This is a genomic window from Gracilimonas tropica DSM 19535, assembly GCF_000375425.1.
Taxonomy (GTDB): Bacteria; Bacteroidota; Rhodothermia; order Balneolales; family Balneolaceae; genus Gracilimonas; species Gracilimonas tropica.
This window is the reverse complement of sequence record NZ_AQXG01000003.1, coordinates 1-17108: the sequence shown is the minus strand read 5'-3', so window position 1 is coordinate 17108 and position 17108 is coordinate 1. Positions and strand designations below refer to the sequence as shown.

The 17108-nt window shown below is 44.0% G+C and carries 18 protein-coding genes and 1 tRNA gene; 1 reads left to right on the top strand and 18 read right to left on the bottom strand.

Translation table 11 applies throughout. From position 1 onward, the window contains the following. Nucleotides 1–14: 14 nt before the first annotated feature. The 18 genes from B151_RS0106535 to B151_RS0106445 all read right to left on the bottom strand — a co-directional run bounded on the left by B151_RS0106535 (nucleotide 15) and on the right by B151_RS0106445 (nucleotide 15309). Entirely contained in the window at nucleotides 15–494 is a 480-nt protein-coding gene (locus B151_RS0106535) for a hypothetical protein (protein ID WP_020402809.1), read from the bottom strand. Next, a complete protein-coding gene (locus B151_RS19440; RefSeq protein WP_211207832.1) occupies nucleotides 491–814 on the bottom strand; it encodes a peptidoglycan-binding domain-containing protein in 324 nt (107 codons plus the stop codon). The genes B151_RS0106535 and B151_RS19440 overlap by 4 nt, the downstream gene beginning before the upstream one ends. Before the next feature lie 5 nt (nucleotides 815–819). Beyond that, nucleotides 820–1275: a hypothetical protein gene (locus B151_RS0106525; protein ID WP_020402807.1), complete on the bottom strand. Its 456-nt coding sequence runs from the start codon at nucleotides 1273–1275 to the stop codon at nucleotides 820–822. A 1-nt stretch (nucleotide 1276) separates the two neighbouring features. Next, a complete protein-coding gene (locus B151_RS0106520) occupies nucleotides 1277–1816 on the bottom strand; it encodes a transglycosylase SLT domain-containing protein (RefSeq protein ID WP_211207831.1) in 540 nt (179 codons plus the stop codon). Between the two features lie 56 nt (nucleotides 1817–1872). Further along, a complete protein-coding gene (locus B151_RS0106515) occupies nucleotides 1873–3324 on the bottom strand; it encodes a hypothetical protein (protein ID WP_020402805.1) in 1452 nt (483 codons plus the stop codon). Between the two features lie 32 nt (nucleotides 3325–3356). After that, entirely contained in the window at nucleotides 3357–3938 is a 582-nt protein-coding gene (locus B151_RS0106510; RefSeq protein WP_020402804.1) for a hypothetical protein, read from the bottom strand. Next, a complete protein-coding gene (locus B151_RS0106505; RefSeq protein WP_020402803.1) occupies nucleotides 3935–4339 on the bottom strand; it encodes a hypothetical protein in 405 nt (134 codons plus the stop codon). Before B151_RS0106505 ends, B151_RS0106510 begins: the two co-directional genes overlap by 4 nt. A 9-nt stretch (nucleotides 4340–4348) precedes the next feature. Continuing rightward, on the bottom strand, nucleotides 4349–5098 hold the full coding sequence (locus B151_RS19435; protein WP_020402802.1) for a hypothetical protein: 750 nt from the start codon (nucleotides 5096–5098) through the stop codon (nucleotides 4349–4351). A gap of 91 nt (nucleotides 5099–5189) precedes the next feature. Beyond that, a complete protein-coding gene (locus tag B151_RS0106490) occupies nucleotides 5190–5822 on the bottom strand; it encodes a hypothetical protein (RefSeq protein WP_020402801.1) in 633 nt (210 codons plus the stop codon). 105 nt (nucleotides 5823–5927) lie between these two features. Beyond that, the gene (locus B151_RS0106485; protein WP_020402800.1) at nucleotides 5928–6569 is read right to left on the bottom strand and encodes a hypothetical protein; all 642 of its coding nucleotides are present in this window, start codon (nucleotides 6567–6569) and stop codon (nucleotides 5928–5930) included. Nucleotides 6570–6638: 69 nt separating this feature from the next. Further along, nucleotides 6639–11321, bottom strand: coding sequence for a zincin-like metallopeptidase domain-containing protein (locus B151_RS0106480; RefSeq protein WP_020402799.1), 4683 nt, complete (start codon nucleotides 11319–11321; stop codon nucleotides 6639–6641). Beyond that, nucleotides 11322–11708, bottom strand: coding sequence for a hypothetical protein (locus B151_RS0106475; RefSeq protein ID WP_020402798.1), 387 nt, complete (start codon nucleotides 11706–11708; stop codon nucleotides 11322–11324). Then, nucleotides 11705–12373 carry a hypothetical protein gene (locus B151_RS0106470; protein WP_020402797.1) on the bottom strand — a complete coding sequence of 223 codons (669 nt, stop codon included), beginning with the start codon at nucleotides 12371–12373 and terminating at the stop codon, nucleotides 11705–11707. Before B151_RS0106470 ends, B151_RS0106475 begins: the two co-directional genes overlap by 4 nt. Before the next feature lie 2 nt (nucleotides 12374–12375). Further along, a complete protein-coding gene (locus B151_RS20085; protein ID WP_157470739.1) occupies nucleotides 12376–12528 on the bottom strand; it encodes a hypothetical protein in 153 nt (50 codons plus the stop codon). A gap of 4 nt (nucleotides 12529–12532) precedes the next feature. After that, nucleotides 12533–13126 carry a hypothetical protein gene (locus B151_RS0106460; protein WP_020402795.1) on the bottom strand — a complete coding sequence of 198 codons (594 nt, stop codon included), beginning with the start codon at nucleotides 13124–13126 and terminating at the stop codon, nucleotides 12533–12535. Between the two features lie 4 nt (nucleotides 13127–13130). Then, entirely contained in the window at nucleotides 13131–13856 is a 726-nt protein-coding gene (locus tag B151_RS0106455; RefSeq protein WP_020402794.1) for a transglutaminase-like domain-containing protein, read from the bottom strand. 3 nt (nucleotides 13857–13859) lie between these two features. Beyond that, nucleotides 13860–15209, bottom strand: a complete 1350-nt coding sequence (locus B151_RS0106450; RefSeq protein ID WP_026166528.1) for a hypothetical protein — start codon at nucleotides 15207–15209, stop codon at nucleotides 13860–13862. A 20-nt stretch (nucleotides 15210–15229) separates the two neighbouring features. Beyond that, nucleotides 15230–15309 (bottom strand) — tRNA-Met (locus B151_RS0106445). A 504-nt stretch (nucleotides 15310–15813) separates the two neighbouring features. Here B151_RS0106445 and B151_RS18125 point away from each other — a divergent pair. Further along, a partial coding sequence (locus B151_RS18125; RefSeq protein WP_040516715.1) for a hypothetical protein occupies nucleotides 15814–17108 on the top strand: 1295 nt, incomplete at its 3' end.

Below are 17108 nucleotides of genomic sequence, written 5' to 3'. Positions count from 1 at the left end.
GATTGTATGTGAGATTAGTTCCTGGCATCCCCTATTACCAGTATATGATCTAAGCCGGTTGGCCGGTGATCTGAATGCGTCCACCCTGGAGCATATTTCTTGTTTTCCAGTGTGGTTAATCCTTTGGCCATAAACTCACGTTCATGTTTTAAAATGATCGAATGAATTCTGGCCGGATTGATTTCAATGCCTGATTCTTTGCGGTGTATCTCGCAGTCAAAGGCCGTGCAAAGGCCGCCCCGGTGAAAGCTTAACGGTGAACCGGTTTCGGTATCCGGATAGCGCCAACCTCGCTCCTGGAATGAACCACCCCAAAGCCAATTATTAATGGTTACCGTTACTTCCTCTTCAAAGTAGTTGGAGAAAAAATCTTTGTAGAATTGAGCCAAATGAATAACCGTCGGGCTAACGTACCAGGCTGCTGCTTTTCCTTTATCTTTCCAGAGTGATTCCGGTACAAATTCCCTGATATCGAAATCCTTAGCTACCTTCATTTCCGGCTCCTCCAAACGGTTGCGGCAATACCGGCTACCAGGGCCAAACCTCCTGCAATTAGCAATCTGTCGTTAAAACTGTTAGCAGCTAAAGTTGGGACTTTACTTTTGTTTGTTACCGGCACCTCCCCTGAATACTCAGTGATCGCTTTCCAGGTTTTCGGGCCAACAATGCCATCGCGTGTAAGGCCCATTTTAGCCTGAAAGTCAATCACTTTAGTTCGGGTTTCCGGACCGAATACACCATCCACTTTAGCCCCAACAATGTTTTGAACCTGCCTTACATCATCACCACTCATCATCGGATTTGTAAGCTTCAAAACCCTCATTTTCTTCCTCTCTTCAATAGTATTCCTGTAAGCAGTAAGCCTCCCCCTATGGCGTAGTACTTTTTTGGGATGGATTTGAGCATCCCAATGACCTGATTGGCTGATCCCGGAATAACTAATGCTGCTGAACTTTCCTGTTGATTGGTTTCAGAATCTGTCTTAACCGGCTCTTTAATGATCTTTGGTTCCGGAACCTGAACCGCTGGCCCCTGCTTGAACGTTTTTTTAATCCGGCGATTCGCTTTCTCTCGTGCTTCATTTTTCAAGCGTTCAATTTCTCTGTTTCGTTGGAGAACAGTATCTGAATTAGCCCTTCCAATGTTTCGGGGGTTTTCACTCTCCAAGTTTGTATCCGGTTCATTTATTTCCGGGGTTAATTGCATGTCCGGTACTTCAAAAACACTTCCAAGATCTTGTGTTCCTGTATTTTGTTGTCCTAATAAAGCTCCCATGTCAGGTACCTTTTTTCTGTTTTTTTCGGGTTTTTAATTGTTCCACCAACAAACCTCCCCCTCCGCTTAGTAATAAAAGGGCTGGAATGCTTTGCATGAATCCGGCCTTCGTGATAGGAAATTCAAAACCGGTTTCTTTTTGAATCATTTTTTGACGTCTCAAAACATCGGCTGCATAGTTATTTCCGGTTGTAGCAACATCGGGATCAAGTCCTTGCGCCAAGACGTTTTTAACCCCGTTTATCCCGGCATTATAAGCGGCAATCGCTGCTTTTTTTGAAGGCAATGCCTTTCTTAGATCGGAAAGAAAACGTGCTGCATATTCAATATTGGCAGGGTGATCATCTGCAGGAATCATTTGGGCAATAGCATGGTATCGATCATCAATTTGCATGATCCCTTTGCCATGGCCGTCCCTCCCCGTCCAGTTGTTGGCCAACACATAAGTATCGGTACCCATACCGGTTTCGCGGGAAGCAATTGCCAAAAGCAGGCTCAAAGAAAGCCCATACTTGTTGGCTACGCCCTTGAAAACAGGCATAAGGCCAAGCCGATTTACATTACGCAGCTGCGCTGATATGTTCACCTGGGAAATCATTAAGCAATGAATTCCAGGGTATAACGAACAATCCGGAATTCTCCGGGTTGAATAGTGAATTGATCAGCCGGTGCCAAGGCGGTTCGGGCATACATATAAACTCCGTTGAACTGCGCTTCACCAGAATTATTCCCAAATAAGCCAACTTCTTTTATTGTAATAGGAGCAGCACTTCTGTTTTCAAATATTCGATTAACTTCAAAAGTGGCTTTGTTATTAGCCTCATCAATAATTACATCTTCAACATTCGAGCCGTAATAATATAAACCGTCTTTGCTATGGTCGATTTGAGCGATTAATTCAGTATTGGTAGTAGACACATATGTATTATCTGTTCCCAGCCTGATACCTAATTCCCAACCTTTACGATTTGATCGTTCATTACTCGATAATTCTGCAGAAGGCCCAGCTACATTCAGAAAGTTCATGTAACCATCTTGAGGTGAATTTGAAGCCATGATTCGCATTCTATTCAAGAAACGCTCTGTAAAACCACCATTGGTGCCGTCTAAATCTGTGTCTTGAGTATCTGGCTGTAACTCTGTTATCACTTCGTATTCTACAGAAAGAGTTTTACCTACCGGGAGACTTAATGGTACATCAAGAACATCTCTGGCAATCAAAGATTGGTAGCCTTCATTAGTCACATTGCGAACACATCTTGTTAAGCCAATTTCAGCTACATCAATTGAAGCACCGGAGTTATTGGTGTAGGAAGTTAGAATGCTAAACTTACTGCTTGGTTTATCAGTTGTTTGGGCTGTTATTGACCTGCCTGATGGAGTTAATTCTCCTTCATTATTACCTGGAGCACACCTGTTATGTAAACCAAAATCATTTATACTCACGGGATCATTGTCTGTACCAACAACTAATTCCCAATAACCAAATTCAGCTTGATTCACTGGGGCTGAATGGTTTCCCCCTCTATTGAAACTCCAGTTTCTTTTTCCTATCGCATTGAAAGCGCCACCCCCACTATATGCTCCGTTACCTACCACAGGAGTAACACCGTCTAATTCATACAGATCAAAATCTCCATTCGCACCAACATTTTGGGCAACACGTAATCCATTTGCAGCCGTATTGCCCCGAACACCATATACCCAAACCAAGTCACCATTCTGAGTATTGTTTAGCGCTTGTGAAAATACGAGAACCCCTATCCTTATTGGAGAAGCATTACTGGCTGCATCAATTATTTTGTAATTATTATTTAGATTATACCCTATTAACGCAACTTGTCGTTCTGCCTCTCCACCATGCATTAATGCATGTAAATCATAAGCAAATTGAGAAACAAAGCTATGGCCGGGGAATTCGCTAACGGTTTCACCGTCAATTTTCATACGAACCCACAGATCAAGACCTCCTTTGTGTGAACCTACTCTTAAGGGAATGTTGGTTGATTTCATGCCTTTGAGTTGGGAATTGGAAACATTCGTTTTCATAGTTCTCTTTTAAATTGGTGTGTTAAAAATCATCAGTTAATCACGACCGCCGATATGATATTCGCACCGGCAGTAGATTTCGCATTTGCAATTTGGGTATCCTCTACGGTTAGTAGTTCTTCTCCACTAAAGGCAGCTACAGAGTCAGCGACAGCTATTTCGGGATAGTCTGTATTTCCTTTGGTTGTAAACCCACCGGTTTCTGGAACCTGGAACAGAATCGGGGTAATCTTTTCGCTTTCTACTTGCTGAGCTCCAACCCGTGCACCGGAAAGCGATAGATTACTGGTTACATATACTCCATAGATCGGAGAAACCAATTCTTTACCTGCCCGATTTTTACTGCGAACCCGGAAATAATGAATAGTGTCAATAAAAGTATTCGGAAAGGCGATTTCGTGCATAATGGAATACACGGTATTTCCTTCCCCGTCAATCTTAATCGGAGTTTGATTAGGAACGGATTTATCTGAAACCCCATAGTCCATTTGTTGGCTGGCCGGTTGGCCGGTACTCCAACTCACGATCAATGTTCCTTCCTTTACCATCCCTGAAACAATGTATAAGGCAAAAGGTAAATTAGATCCTCCCGATGGTGGATAGAACCGGCTCATTCAGCCTCCTCTATACTTAATTCGGTGACCATTGCCCGACTATCTGCTGGGGCACCGTTGCCCCAAACTCCCCAAACTTCACCTTTATAGGTTTCAAGCAGGGATTTTTGGTCCAGGATCAAATGATCGTCCGGCTCAATAATGAAGCTGTAATAATCCTCACTTACTTCCACTTCGTTACCAGCTAAGGCAATGAACAGTTGTGATCCGGATCGGTTCTGGATCACAAGCCCTACCCTGCCCCGGTTTGCATCGGAAAATCGTTGTGGTTGATTATTGCCAATGGTAACCGGCAGAATGAGTGTCGTTACTTCTCCACCTCCTATACTCCTGGAAGCCAAGGTTTGTAAGCCGTCCAGCTTTTCAGAAATTTCACATAGTATTCTCGTTGCATCATCCATAGCGCCCCCTTATACCCGGTAACATTCAGCAATAAAGGATACCGTATGGGCTCCCGCTCCAGTGTTGGTTACAAACAGATCGAACGGGGTATGCGCCTGAAGCGTAGCCGGTAGAATAATGTCCTTGTCCTCGAACTCGTCATTGATCTGACTGAGAAAGACTTCCGGTTTAATCCGAGTTCGATCCTGCCGGATGCTTAGCTGTATTTCATCTTCGGTGCCGGTTGTACTTACCGCCATCCGGTACAGGCGCAATTTGTGAGATGGCAGGTTCACAGAAAACCGCTGCTGTCCCACACCGGATGCAATGGTTTTGGTGATATAGACAAATTCAGGTTGTGGAAATTCAATGCCATTGGCCTCGTAAGAGTCCATCTTATGCATCAAATGTTCATCATCGTAGCCGATCAGCTGAACATTGACCGTGTGCGCCGTATTGTCCGTATTGGTAAGCGTTACAAAAAGTTCAGTAGCCTTTTCCACAATCAAAGCCCCTCGAAGTGATCGGGCCAGGAACAATTTTCTCAATGCAGAAAGACTGGTTTCATCAATTTTCTTATCTCTGCCATTGTTAAATGCGAGTGTGGCCATCACATAATCAAGACCGGTACCACCAATGGCCAGGCGGTTCACTCCATAGCGTTTGGCATTAAGGCCCTGAAACCGGACGGTTTTCGTTTCCCCCGCAGCTAATTCTACTTTTTTTGCAGGCGTGTAATATTTGGCTTTTGATAAAAGCTCTTCAAGTTGGGTATTCATATTCGTTTCGTTCGATTTACCTGTTGATAGATTGGGCTTAAATACCCGGCAGTTTTTGGCTGCCGGGTTTTAAGTTCACTTGCCTGGGAGATTACCCGGCAGCCGCTTGCAACCGGCGGTCGTATTCCGCCAATTGTTTTGCGTTCATTTGCGCCAGGTACAGTTCGGCTTCAACGCCAAATCGTCCCTGCGTCCAGTCTGCCTGAGCGGGGAAGTCTCCGTTCTTGAAGAGCACTTCAAACGTGAAGCTTTCATTCGGCTCGAAATAGAACAGGTTATCAATGTTACGCGGGCCGGTAGCCTGCAGCGTAGCAATGATCTTGGTTTCAGTGGCGGGCGCGGCACTGTCATACGACTGTGCGGTTACAATCGAACTTTGGGAGAAGTTCATGTAATCCTTGATCGGGTGAAGGATACGCTCTTCCCGGCCACCATTGGTGTCGAGTTTCACAACCGCATCTTTGAGCAGGTTCACCACCTTCACGGGGTCAATGTTGGCCGCACTTTCAAGATGCTGGATGGTACAGTTCAAAGACAGGCCCAAAACAACGTGATTCTTGGCTCCCGGAAGCGGGTTATTCACGTAGTTGTTATCGGGATCGTTGGGTTGAGGCGAAGGAGTAAAAAGGCTCAACTTCGGGGTATTTCCGTCAATTTCACGACGGTCGTAACGGCGTAGTACTTCAACGCCCTGGGGTAATTGTACTTTTGCTTTAAAAGACATGGGAGTTCCTATTAGTCTTTATGGTTTCAGTTAGCCCCCAACAGGCCTGATTCCATATTTTGGCTGTTCCCCAACAACCAATCCTTCAAAGCAATTTTTAGAAGGTTAAACGGCCCAGGATTCGCCTGACTCGAACGAACCTTCAAACTCTCCCAACATATTGTCATGTTCGGGAATTACCTGAAAAGCCGTAGTGCTTTCAGGAAGCATTTTGGTTTCTTCGGCTCCCGGCATATTGATCTGTGCGATCGGGTTTCCGTTCTGATCATAGACGTAGCCATCGGCTTTTACGATCATATCGCTATCGGACAGATCCCCTTCCTTGGGCATAAACCGATCCGTAGCTGTATTCACACTGGCCAATACCATACCGCCGGCAATACCCTGGGCAATGGCATTGTTTTTACCGGCAACCATGCTGGTAATAATTCCACCGACTGCCGGGCCTGCAATAATGACCGCGTCTTTGGCCACTTTGGGCAACTGTGTTTTACTCACTCCAATCGAAATGATCTTGGTAACACCGGTAGCAGCTAAGGCAGCCAAACCGAATTTCATGAACAGGTTTTTACCTGTATCAACAAAGTCTCCTGCCGGGTTTGATCTCTTTTTGGAAGTAAACCGGCCGTTCTTTTTACGTTTTTGTTTCGCCATTTTTTTAGTGGTTTTTGAGTTTTTCTTCTTACTTGATTTCGCTGGATTTTGGATCACCAACTCAGCGGGATTTTTCGCATAAACAGTTGCCATATCAGCGAATTTTTTGGGGTTTAGGGTAATAGCCCGTAGGGCCGGGCCGGTTCGTTCGTACGTTCATCATCAGTTCAACAGCCCCCTTGCATCCCATTCAATATTCCCTATGATCAATACATCCCCTTTCACAACAGCCGGCCTTTTCCCCGCATCAAATTCGTGTACGTAGTGATTGACCTTCCCTTTCCGGTCGCCTTCCTGAATTACTTTATCACTGGCGTACCAAATTTTTGCGGCCGTACCAACCGGAACGGATTTATCCTCCGGAAAGTCAATCTTGTAATCGACATCACTGGCCGCATAGTTATTGAACTCTTCAAAAGCCTGAACCGCTTTCCGGTCATTCACCATGTTTTTCACTTTTTTGACGCGGCTCTTAGGCATGATATAAAGCTTGTTGCCGGCCAGGAATGTTGGGAATTTACCTTCCAGTTCCTTCATCCCATTTGCAGAAGAAATGGTTACTTTTTCCGTGATTCCCATAAAGGCCAACGGATCTGGATTTTCTCTGAAAAGAGAAAGCGTGGGTGTAACATCCCTGTTGCGCAGGAACCGTTTGTCCGATTTACGGAATTTTTCCCGCTTCCCGGTGTTCACATTTTTGAAGTAGTACGTGCCCTTCCGCTTGCTGGTCATTTCGTACTTCTCGTTGTCATAATAGTCTCGAACGATATCACCCTTCTTGAAATCAGCAGGAGTGTAAAGCTTGATCAACTCTTCCGGCGGATTGGTACGTACCCGGTCTTGCTTATCCAGGTATTTGTTCACCTTGTCTTTGATTTTGCTGTCAAAGGTCAGGTAATACCCCGGCCCACTTTGCTGAATTCCGACACCCAGTTCCTTAAGCTTTTCTTTGTCGGTTTTGCTTAAACCGGTTGCAGTAATCCTGATAAATGGCGGGTTAATTCGCACTTGATCGACAAAGGCATCTTTGAACGCCTGCTCCGGAGAAACTTTTTCAATCGGGTTAAGCAAGTCATTCCGGCCAATGCTTTTGAAGTAGTACACCTGAAAAGCTCGCTTGATTGCAATTTGGGTACTCTGTGGAAGTAAGAATTCCGCAAGCTGTACTTCCTTCTCGCTGAAACGATCACGGTTAATTCCGGTGAAGGCATCCCCCTGGGCCAGAAAATCCGGGATCGTATCAATGGCATCACTGTTTTGAATAGCCTGAACAATCTCAATGGACTTTTGCAGTACCGGGGCAATATCCCGATCGGTTCCAATAAACGGAATGATAAAACCGTAAGAGCGTTCAATCCCGGCTTTGGTGTTATGAAGCAGCTTCGCGAAATGCTTTAAGGCATCTTTATTCTTATCACTGTCAAAAACCAATCCGGCGAACAGTTGTTTCAGAAAGTCTTTTCCATCACCCGTTAGCGCATTGTTTTCTACAAGGCCCGTTCTGTCCAGGTCTTTGAGTTGATCCAGAATCATTAAGCCTTTATCGTCCAGGATCTCACCTAACGTTTCACCGCGACTTGAATTGATGATACGGCCTATGATTTGGCGCTTTTGCTCGTCCAGTTGACGAATGTAGGCTTTGGCTTGATCCAAGCGGTTCATTTTTGCCTGGCTGGTATCAACAATGTTTCCAAGCTTGATGGCTTCATCTTCTGATACAAAGACTTTTCGGATTAGCACCGGCTGACTAAATCTATCTACATACTCACGGGATAAACCAAAGTTTTCAGCATTTTTCAGCAGATAGTTTCGGTACTTATTGGCCTGTTTTTCAAATTCATCATAGGCGATTTTCAATGCAATGGATCGTCCGTTGCCCTGGATCACTTGTCCATCGGAAAGGGTTACCGGGGCACCGTCAAACGCTTTGTTTCCAACAGTGATCAGATCCGGATTGAGCTTCTGAGCCATCAACTTAGACTGATTACACAAGTCCGCACCGGAACGATCTCTCGGTTGGGCTTTACTGATCAGATGCTTGCTGTTTTGGCTGCAGTCTTTATTGTGGCTTGGGATCAGATCCCTGGCCTCAATGATATCGTACTGCCCTTTAACCGGCTTATCCGTTTTGAAATAGATATCGACTTGGTAGCCGCCTTTTGTTAACTGATCTGCAGCTTCACCGGCTTTGCGATCTCCAATTACTTCATTGATCGTTTTGGTATCCCAATACAGATCCAGTTCCGGGCTTTTTCCGGGTTTGTAGTCTTCCTGGCCGAAAAGTTCGTCCAAACTCATGTAGCCCAATTCGGCATTGGGCCAATCCTGATCCAATACCGTAAATCCGAACGCTTCTTTAGTTTCTTTATCCAGTTCGGTTATATACCAATCACTTGCCCCGTTGAAGGCATGCAGATAAATGGTTGCGTCCTTTCCTTTGCCGTCTTGTGCGTACAATTCTGGAACTTCCTGGTATTGCTTGGACACTTTTTCCAGCGCACTTTTCAACGCCTTAAAACCCTGATCACTTAGGGCTTTTTTCTGATAGAATGGAAGCAGCTCGTTATAAACTTCTCTTTCGGCTTGTGTGAGAGAATTATCTTTCTGGCTTTGCCCCTCAGATTTTGAATTACCATCCTGATTATGCAAAGCGGGCAACATAGCCTCAGCTGCAATCCGTGCATTCTCGGTAAGCTTTCTTTGCCAAGCTTTCTTAGAAGGAGCCCAACGGAAATTGTTTGCTTTTAGCAGATCGCGTATTTCTTCACTTGGTTTGCTGTCAAATAGTATCTGTACTCGGTTTTCTTCACTGTTGGCAAGAACCGTAATTCCATTATTATCTGAAATGACTTCAATATCTGTTTCAGATTTAGACTCGGTTTCTGCCTCGGTTTCAGCTTTTTCAATGTTCAGATCCTTTCGGTAAGCCGGTACACCGTTCTCATCCCGATCCAAAATATAATCGGTTGCGGCCTGGGCGCGACTGGTAGCACGGAAAAAGAATCGATCATCATCTTCCATGTATTCGGCCAAGGCGTTTTTATATCCTTTCAGATAGGCGGCGGTCATTTCCCTGGTATGGAATAGAATTCCCGCTTCCGCACATAGGAAAGCTGCACTCATTTCAGCTACAAGCTCTTCAAACTTGTACGCTTTTTTGTCCTCATCACTGCCATCACGAACGCGGGTATCATTGCCACGATCCAAGCGGCTGGAATGGCCGGTTGAATGGGAAAGCTCATGGAAAAAGACGGAATAATATTTTTGTCCATCCTTGAACTGCTTGAACTCCGTCATTTTGATTTTATCCTGCTTTGGATAGTACGCCGGTTGATCTCCACCGAATTCAATTTCCGGCGGGTTCGGGTAGTTTTCTACAATTAATTCACCGGTTTTTATACGCTCTGATTCCGGTAACTCTTTTGGAGCTGGCAGCTCGCCAAAATCAATGCCTTCAATATCGGAACCGTTGAAAATATTGTAATACCTCAGCAGCGGGTACGTGTGTTTTTCAGCAAACTCTTTGGGTGTGCTACCGGAAATTTCATCAATGGAAATTTGATTCCAGTTTTGTTCGGCCCATTTGATAAACTTGTTTTCGTCGGTTGTGCTGTAATCCAGTTCGGGATCTTCCTGATCGTAGGCATACAGGACATTGAAATAAAAAGCGTACTGACCAACGGCACCTTCTTTGATCCGGCCTCCAAGGGTATCAATTTGCTTCGTTGTTAAATAGTAAGGATGATCAAAGCCGCCTAATACACGGACCTTTTTACCTTCATCGTTTTTCACAATGCGGGTGAACATCAACAGCAGACGGTTTATGCCCCGGTAGGCTTTTTTACTAATAAAATTGGTAGGCAACGAATGCGGGAAATTGCGTTTGCTGTTCCAGGGTTTTTGCCACGGCAATTCTTTACCGCTTTCCATGAGCTCCAAGATCTGCTCGGTAATGGTTTCGTAAAGTTCGTCCGGGGAAGGGGCTTTATTTTCACGTAGATCTTCCTGGAATTCGGACTCTATGAAATCAATGCCATAAAATTCAGAATCTAATGGATTAGGCCGATATCCATTTTCTCTGTGAAGCCGAACCATATCTATATTGAAGTTCGGCAAGTTTTTCTTACCCCATTCTACAGCTTTTTCATAACTATCTTTGCCGCTGAATGTTTTTATACTTGGCCTGAATTTATTTTTAGAATCCAGATATTCAATATACCAAGATTCATCTGAATCATGGTTCAGTGGATTTTCCCGTTCATCTACTTCAAAGCGTACTTCAAATTCCTGGGGAGTTTCGGCAAAGCGGTTTTTCTCGGTTTTGGCTATTCCATCCTGAACTTTCAGCACGGTATCGGGCATGTGGATCAAATAGGTATTACCCTTAAAATCTCCGGCTTTTGTTGCGTGAAGGATATACAGGAATGCAACTTCGCTGTCTTTACAGAAATCATGAATGTTCTCCATATCAGCAACCTTGATATGGCTCATACTTGCCGAGTCGAAAATGCAGAATTTGGCTCCACTGTATTTGATGGCAGACTTCAAATCTTCCATCCCTTCAAAATCCATCACAAACAAATCTTTGTGATCGGCTTTGAGGCGCTTGATCTTATTCTGCATACTTGGTCCGGCCCCTTCCTCACTGGAACAGTAGATTCCTTTACCCAGGCTTTCTACCAAAATTTTTGCCAGATCCACGGCAACGGTACTCTTTCCGGAACCGGCCGGCCCCCAAATGGCCAGGGAAAAGTTCTTAGGCAGTTTACCTAATACCGTTGAATACGGCTCCGGTAAATCAATCCCGGTGAATTTTTTCTTAGCAAGATCTGCAGCGCTTATCATTTACTTACTTTTTTTGAGTGCAAAGATGAAGGCTCCCGTAACAAATCCGATGGCAAAGCCGGGCAGATTATTCTTGGCTCGTTCCCTTAGCGAAAGTTTCACCTGCTCTTTAAAATCAGGCCCGACCATTCTTACCGTTTTCTCCACATCTACATGAGAGAAATATTGATCCAGAGCCTCTTTGTTTTGGTTATAGGCCGACCGCAGCCCATCATTATCCTTGGCCAGATCTGCCAGGGCCAAAGCTTCGGTCACCCAACTGCCACGATGGTTCTTTGTGATCTTCTCAGCTTGACGGGCAATGAAATCAATGACTTCATTTTCACCGTCATGCAGGGTTTCCGATATGATATAAGCGTCCTGAATGTTTGAATTTTTAAAGCTCATTTTTTCGCGGCAATGTTTTTTATTCCGTTTTTAATCACTGGGAAGAATGGAGCAGCAAAATAAACTCCCACTCCTATGGCGCTGATAGTAATTACTCTTTTAAGAGTCGTATTTATACCAAACAGAGCACTGGTTTTGGTGTACTCAAAATTGTACCACGGCTCGGTTGGCTTCGCATACAGGCCGGTGGCCAATCCCTCTTTTTCATCTACATCCAATGTTAAGACCCCGCTCCGCATGATTGGGTTTGTATCCCAGGTCTTGTTTAGGCTGGAGATATCTTTTCGGAAATCGTTATTCCATACCACATCAAACATAACCGGGTGGTTCTTGTCCGGAACAAACTTTTCAGAGAAAATTAATTTTCCGGTTCCTGTGCAGGAGAAAAGCGATGGATCTATGTTGGCTGAACCTAAGATCGTTCGGTACTGAGGATCATAGGCAATGACCGTCATTTCCGTACAACCCACTCCCAGGACAGAATTGTTAAAGGTTTTCTCCATCGTAACCTCAACATCAATGGCAAAGGGGATCCCCTTTTTAGGAACTCCATTAGCCGGATACCTTTTAACGATTCGCAACGAACCGTTTTCATTCTGAATCAGGCTTGGATTAGGAGCGTCGCTTAAGGTCTGAACTTGGTATGTAGGCAGAGTATTTGTCATACTTATTTAGCTAACCAAAGCAAGGCAAGGCCACCGGCCAAAAACCAGGGTAGGTAGTCCTTTTTGCTTGACTGAGATTCATTCTTTTCTGCTTGCTCCTTCCGGATCTGCTCACAAACGGAATCATCCAAAAGATGCATGTTGACGGTTTTCATCGGTTCAGTCCTTTAGGAAATACCAGGCCGTTCCTCCTGCCAATGCAAGGGCCAGGCCGCCACCGATCCACATGGGATTTGACAGACCGGCAGCAAAACCGGCTTTAGCAGGCTTTGCGACCACGGGAGGTTGTGAGGGGTTCTGCGTTGGTGTGGTAGGAATCGAATTGGTGATCTGAGAAGAACCGTTCGATTGCATTTCAAGCTGCTTTTCCCGGATGCGCTGATTCACATACGCTACCCAGCGGCGTTTACCGTCATTCTCGACCTTACAGTTCTTTCCACCGATATACTCATAGGCCAATCCTTCCGGAGTTGAACCATGATCCGAACTTTCCATCTCGTCCAGTTTGGCTGAAAGTTCATACAGTTCTGAAGTAGAAAAAACCGTTCTGAATATATCAGCAACCTCCTGTTGGCGTTGCTGACACGATTGGCTTTGTTTCTTACCGCCAAAGAGCTTTTGCCCGAGCTTCACAATCGGGGTTGCTGCAGTTATGATGGTAACCGGATCTACGCCAAGTCCATCATTAAAGCCGCATTCTGAACAACCTAATTCGTTTTTCTCGTTCGACTGGATTCCTAAGTACGTTCCCATGAGTCTATTTTTTTAAAGAGTTTATTTTTCGATGGCGATATGCCATCCAGCTGAACCCAACAACCACACTCAACCCCAAGGCATACATCAAGCTTTTGTTATCCTGAACAGGTACTCCGGATAAATCCACTGTTTTTTGGCCAAAAATCTGATAATCACTCAATTCGTCCCCTGCTTTACTATGCAGCGTTGGATCAAATCCTTTCCATTTCCCTTTATCCTGAAACTGCAAATACACATGGGAGAAGGATTCCGGCCTAAGAGGATTGGCCTTAACTACTTTAAACCGAACCGGTACTCCAATAGAGGAAAGTAATGCTCCCGCTAAGATCGACTGATCATCACAATCACCGAATTTCAGTTCCAGTGTCTTTTTGGCGGTTTGCAGCCATTCTATTCCGTCCGGATCTCGCACGTATGCAATATTCTTTTTCATCCAGGAATAAACGGCCTCGGCAATTGCAGTAAAATCCCGCCGGTTGGGTAGCCCGGTTCGGGGATCGGTTTTGATACGCCCGGTAATTTCGACGGCTTTCTTGCGTACGGTTGGATCTCCTTTCCCCTGGGTAACCAATTCCCGCATTTTGTCGATTACTCCGTCAAGGCCGGGATAATTCGTCCGAATAAAAAAGGGAGAGCGTTCCCCGTTAGAGGAAGCTCCCGCCTTTTCTTTGCCGTAGGGATACGGGCTGTTGGGGATTCGTGATATGGTTAATTGAGGAAGATCCACCGACTATTTAATCTGCTTTTTGAAGGCTTTCAGCACTTCGGTTAGAAACTGTTTTTGCTCCGGAGTGACCTCGATCTTGAAATGATCGATCAGGAAGTTGGTGGCTGCATCGGCAGGGAAATATTTGAGTTTGTCGGCTGCACCATCCAGTTGAGCCAGTACCGGCATGATGGTTTCGGCTGCTTTCTGGGCCGAAACAGAATTATTCAAGGCTACATCAATCAAGGACCGGGAGATTTGGATCCAAAGTCCGGGTTGAGCCTGCAATCCATTACTTTGAAGACCTCGCAATCCTTCATTAATAACTTGCTTCACTTTGTCGGGACCGGGCTGATCGTTCACCATGGCCGAAGCAATGGTTTGGATTACGGTACTTGAAAATTGGTTCACCAAATATTGCATGCGTTCTTGTTCAGTTTGGTTCTGGGCTTCGGGTTGAGCTTCGTTTTCAGCGGTCTTTTCCGGTTCACTGGAAGTGTCATTCAGTCCCGCTTCATGTTGGTTGAATTGGGGATTGGCCCTGGGAGCTGAAAGCGTAGGCGCTGCACCGGTTGCCTGGGCAGCCTGTGTAAACTTGGCCGCAAAGGGAGCAATGATCTGCATGAGTTCCGGGCTTTTGACCGCGTCTTTCAGGATCTCTTTAAAATCAAAGCCGGTATCTACATCGGCGTATTTCAATTCCTGCTGCAGCTCAAAGTTTTCAAACTTCAGATCCTGGATCTCTTCTTTCAGGTCTTCAATTTTGTTTTGCAGCCGTTCGGTTTCCTCCCGGACTGTAGCCGTAGATTTCCGTTCGGCCTCAACCGCTTCCAATGTTAACCGGCGAACTTTGCCTGTTAGATCATCCAATTCTCCGTCTTTGGATTTCAGACGGCGTTCCATGCTTTCAATGATCTCCTGAAACTCCTCCCGTGTTTCTTCCCGTACTTCCCTGCGAATACTATCCATGAAATTCCGATCCTCCGGCGATTGTACGAGTTGACTCGCTTCCTGCCGGGTTTCCGGAATAAAGAAATGAATCTGTTCTTCGGTACCGCTTTCCAGTTTTAAGCGTACCTGGTATTTGCCCCCGCCAAAACGTTGTTCAATTTGCTCAATAGTTTGCGGGCTTTTACGGCTGATCACTTCTTTACGTCGGAAAAGGCCGTTCTCTTCTTTCAGCAGGGTTCCAAAAAACGGGTAATTCTCTTGAATGCGTTGGGCCGTTACTGCGATCTCTTCCGTTTCTTCAGGCTCCATATAGGCATCCAATGGCGGGCGACCTCTTCCCTGCACCTTTTTCATAACCCGATGCTCACCGTTAAGAGGCGGGTTTTCGATATCGTTAAGAAGGGCTGTTGCTGAATGATCCATTTAAACCGGTAAAAAGTTAGTGGCACGGGCAGGATTTGAACCTGCGTCCGCCAATTGGCGGATATGAGCCCAGCGAGCTACCGGACTGCTCCACCGTGCATCTACAGGTTAAAGAGACATTCAAACGGGAACAATAGCTGCAAAAAAATGGAGTAAAATGGCTTAAAACACAGGGATAAAAAGGGCATTGGAAGCTTACGTAAGGATATAAAGCCCATTGGAAGCATTTGGAAAAGTGTTCCTGAAATATGGAGTAATATGGAGTTTAATGGAGAAGAAAAAAGAGCCAAAAAACACTATCCAAAAAGAAGAAAAATCCAAGATTTCACTGAAAATTTGGATTTTTGTGCGCGAAAAGGTTTTATTCTTAATCGTAATGATATTTCGGGGTTGCGAACAATGTATAGTAAATGATTGGTACGGTTGGTTCGCTTTCCCTTCTATTTAGAATGTTATCCGTCTGATATGAGGAATAACATCTCAAAAGCAGCGAATATGTGTATTGAAGAAAGGTTCCGGATTTTATTCGTCTCCTGCTAACAATATGCTTGTTCGTATAATATTATGTTATGTTCATTTTTAATCCTCAAATATTACTCCTCTTATGAAAAAAAAATATTTACTTATTTTCGGTTTAATATATCCTTCTTTACTTCTATCGCAACCAATTCAACACCAAAAAGATGGAGAAAAATTTAGAGTTGGATTATATGCGCTTCAGGATGGAAATAATTCCTCTATTTCAGGAATCATTAATCAAGTAATGGATGCACATGAAGGAGTTACCTCAAACCAATATGAAGCTGCCAATATTGTCATTCCATATCGTACTTGGATTAGAGGAACTTACCCAAACTTTGATCTTAATGAATGGTTTGGTGACTATATGGAAGAAATATATGAAGAAACTCAACATGATGGATTAGCATTTCTACAAACAATTTCGGTACCTCTTTATACTCAATTTGTTGATCCTCCATTTGATACAAGTGCAACCTCAATAGCTCAAATTGGAAATGATAAAGGTACTAATCGAACATTAAATACGGCATTGTTTGATAATTTTATAAATGAGATACTTCAAAGAGAATTTGATATTGTTCACACCGCCGTCAATGGTGACGAAAATCTTATTCGTTCAATATTAGGAAATAAAGATGATAGACCATTGGGAGGTTGGTATTTAGATGACGAGCCTCTTGTAAGAAATCATGATACTCAGGTTATTAATCAAATGGGAAGTCGTATAAGAACTTTGGAGAATAATTTCAGAAATAATAATGCTGTATTAAGTCAACTAAATACAAACCAATATCAGCAAAAAAGATATATTGCATTCGATGCTAATGATTTACATGATCATTATTCATCAACAAGAAAACTTGATGGTGACATTTATAATGAAAACGGTACTACCAATAGCATTTCAAGTTCAAATAAATACTCAATTTTTGGATCGAATGTTGATGTATTGATGCCTGACTTTTACAATCATAATCATCAATTCTGGCATATAATTATTCAGCAGATAAGAAGAGAATATGAATTAAACTCATTACCAATCCCAGAGATTATTCCTATAATACAAGGTTTTAAAAATGATTATTCCTCGTGGTTTTCAGAAGTGGAGTACACACGGTTAAGAGATGAATTGATAAAAGACGATGTTGATGGGATATTTTTATACGTTTGGCCTAATAAAGAAAATAATAATTATTTTGGAACCCGTGGTTTATGGGATGATGGTTTTTCTAATATTGGGAGGGTCTTAGAAGGAATAGAATCCTTTAATACTAGTATAGCAAAAGATGATCTTGCTTTACTCTATAATCAAAATTCAAATGCCCAGCGCACCCTTGTGCTTTTGTCCGACGGAGACAGTTTCCGGGATAAAAATTG

Coding starts and splice junctions, on each gene's coding strand:
- B151_RS20085 (WP_157470739.1), bottom strand. CDS start 12,528: ATGAAAACCGTCAACATGCATCTTTTGGATGATTCCGTTTGTGAGCAG.
- B151_RS0106505 (WP_020402803.1), bottom strand. CDS start 4,339: ATGGATGATGCAACGAGAATACTATGTGAAATTTCTGAAAAGCTGGAC.
- B151_RS0106520 (WP_211207831.1), bottom strand. CDS start 1,816: ATGCCTGTTTTCAAGGGCGTAGCCAACAAGTATGGGCTTTCTTTGAGC.
- B151_RS0106450 (WP_026166528.1), bottom strand. CDS start 15,209: ATGGATCATTCAGCAACAGCCCTTCTTAACGATATCGAAAACCCGCCT.
- B151_RS0106515 (WP_020402805.1), bottom strand. CDS start 3,324: ATGAAAACGAATGTTTCCAATTCCCAACTCAAAGGCATGAAATCAACC.
- B151_RS0106525 (WP_020402807.1), bottom strand. CDS start 1,275: ATGGGAGCTTTATTAGGACAACAAAATACAGGAACACAAGATCTTGGA.
- B151_RS0106510 (WP_020402804.1), bottom strand. CDS start 3,938: ATGAGCCGGTTCTATCCACCATCGGGAGGATCTAATTTACCTTTTGCC.
- B151_RS0106475 (WP_020402798.1), bottom strand. CDS start 11,708: ATGAGCTTTAAAAATTCAAACATTCAGGACGCTTATATCATATCGGAA.
- B151_RS0106535 (WP_020402809.1), bottom strand. CDS start 494: ATGAAGGTAGCTAAGGATTTCGATATCAGGGAATTTGTACCGGAATCA.
- B151_RS0106480 (WP_020402799.1), bottom strand. CDS start 11,321: ATGATAAGCGCTGCAGATCTTGCTAAGAAAAAATTCACCGGGATTGAT.
- B151_RS0106470 (WP_020402797.1), bottom strand. CDS start 12,373: ATGACAAATACTCTGCCTACATACCAAGTTCAGACCTTAAGCGACGCT.
- B151_RS0106485 (WP_020402800.1), bottom strand. CDS start 6,569: ATGGCAACTGTTTATGCGAAAAATCCCGCTGAGTTGGTGATCCAAAAT.
- B151_RS19435 (WP_020402802.1), bottom strand. CDS start 5,098: ATGAATACCCAACTTGAAGAGCTTTTATCAAAAGCCAAATATTACACG.
- B151_RS0106490 (WP_020402801.1), bottom strand. CDS start 5,822: ATGTCTTTTAAAGCAAAAGTACAATTACCCCAGGGCGTTGAAGTACTA.
- B151_RS0106460 (WP_020402795.1), bottom strand. CDS start 13,126: ATGGGAACGTACTTAGGAATCCAGTCGAACGAGAAAAACGAATTAGGT.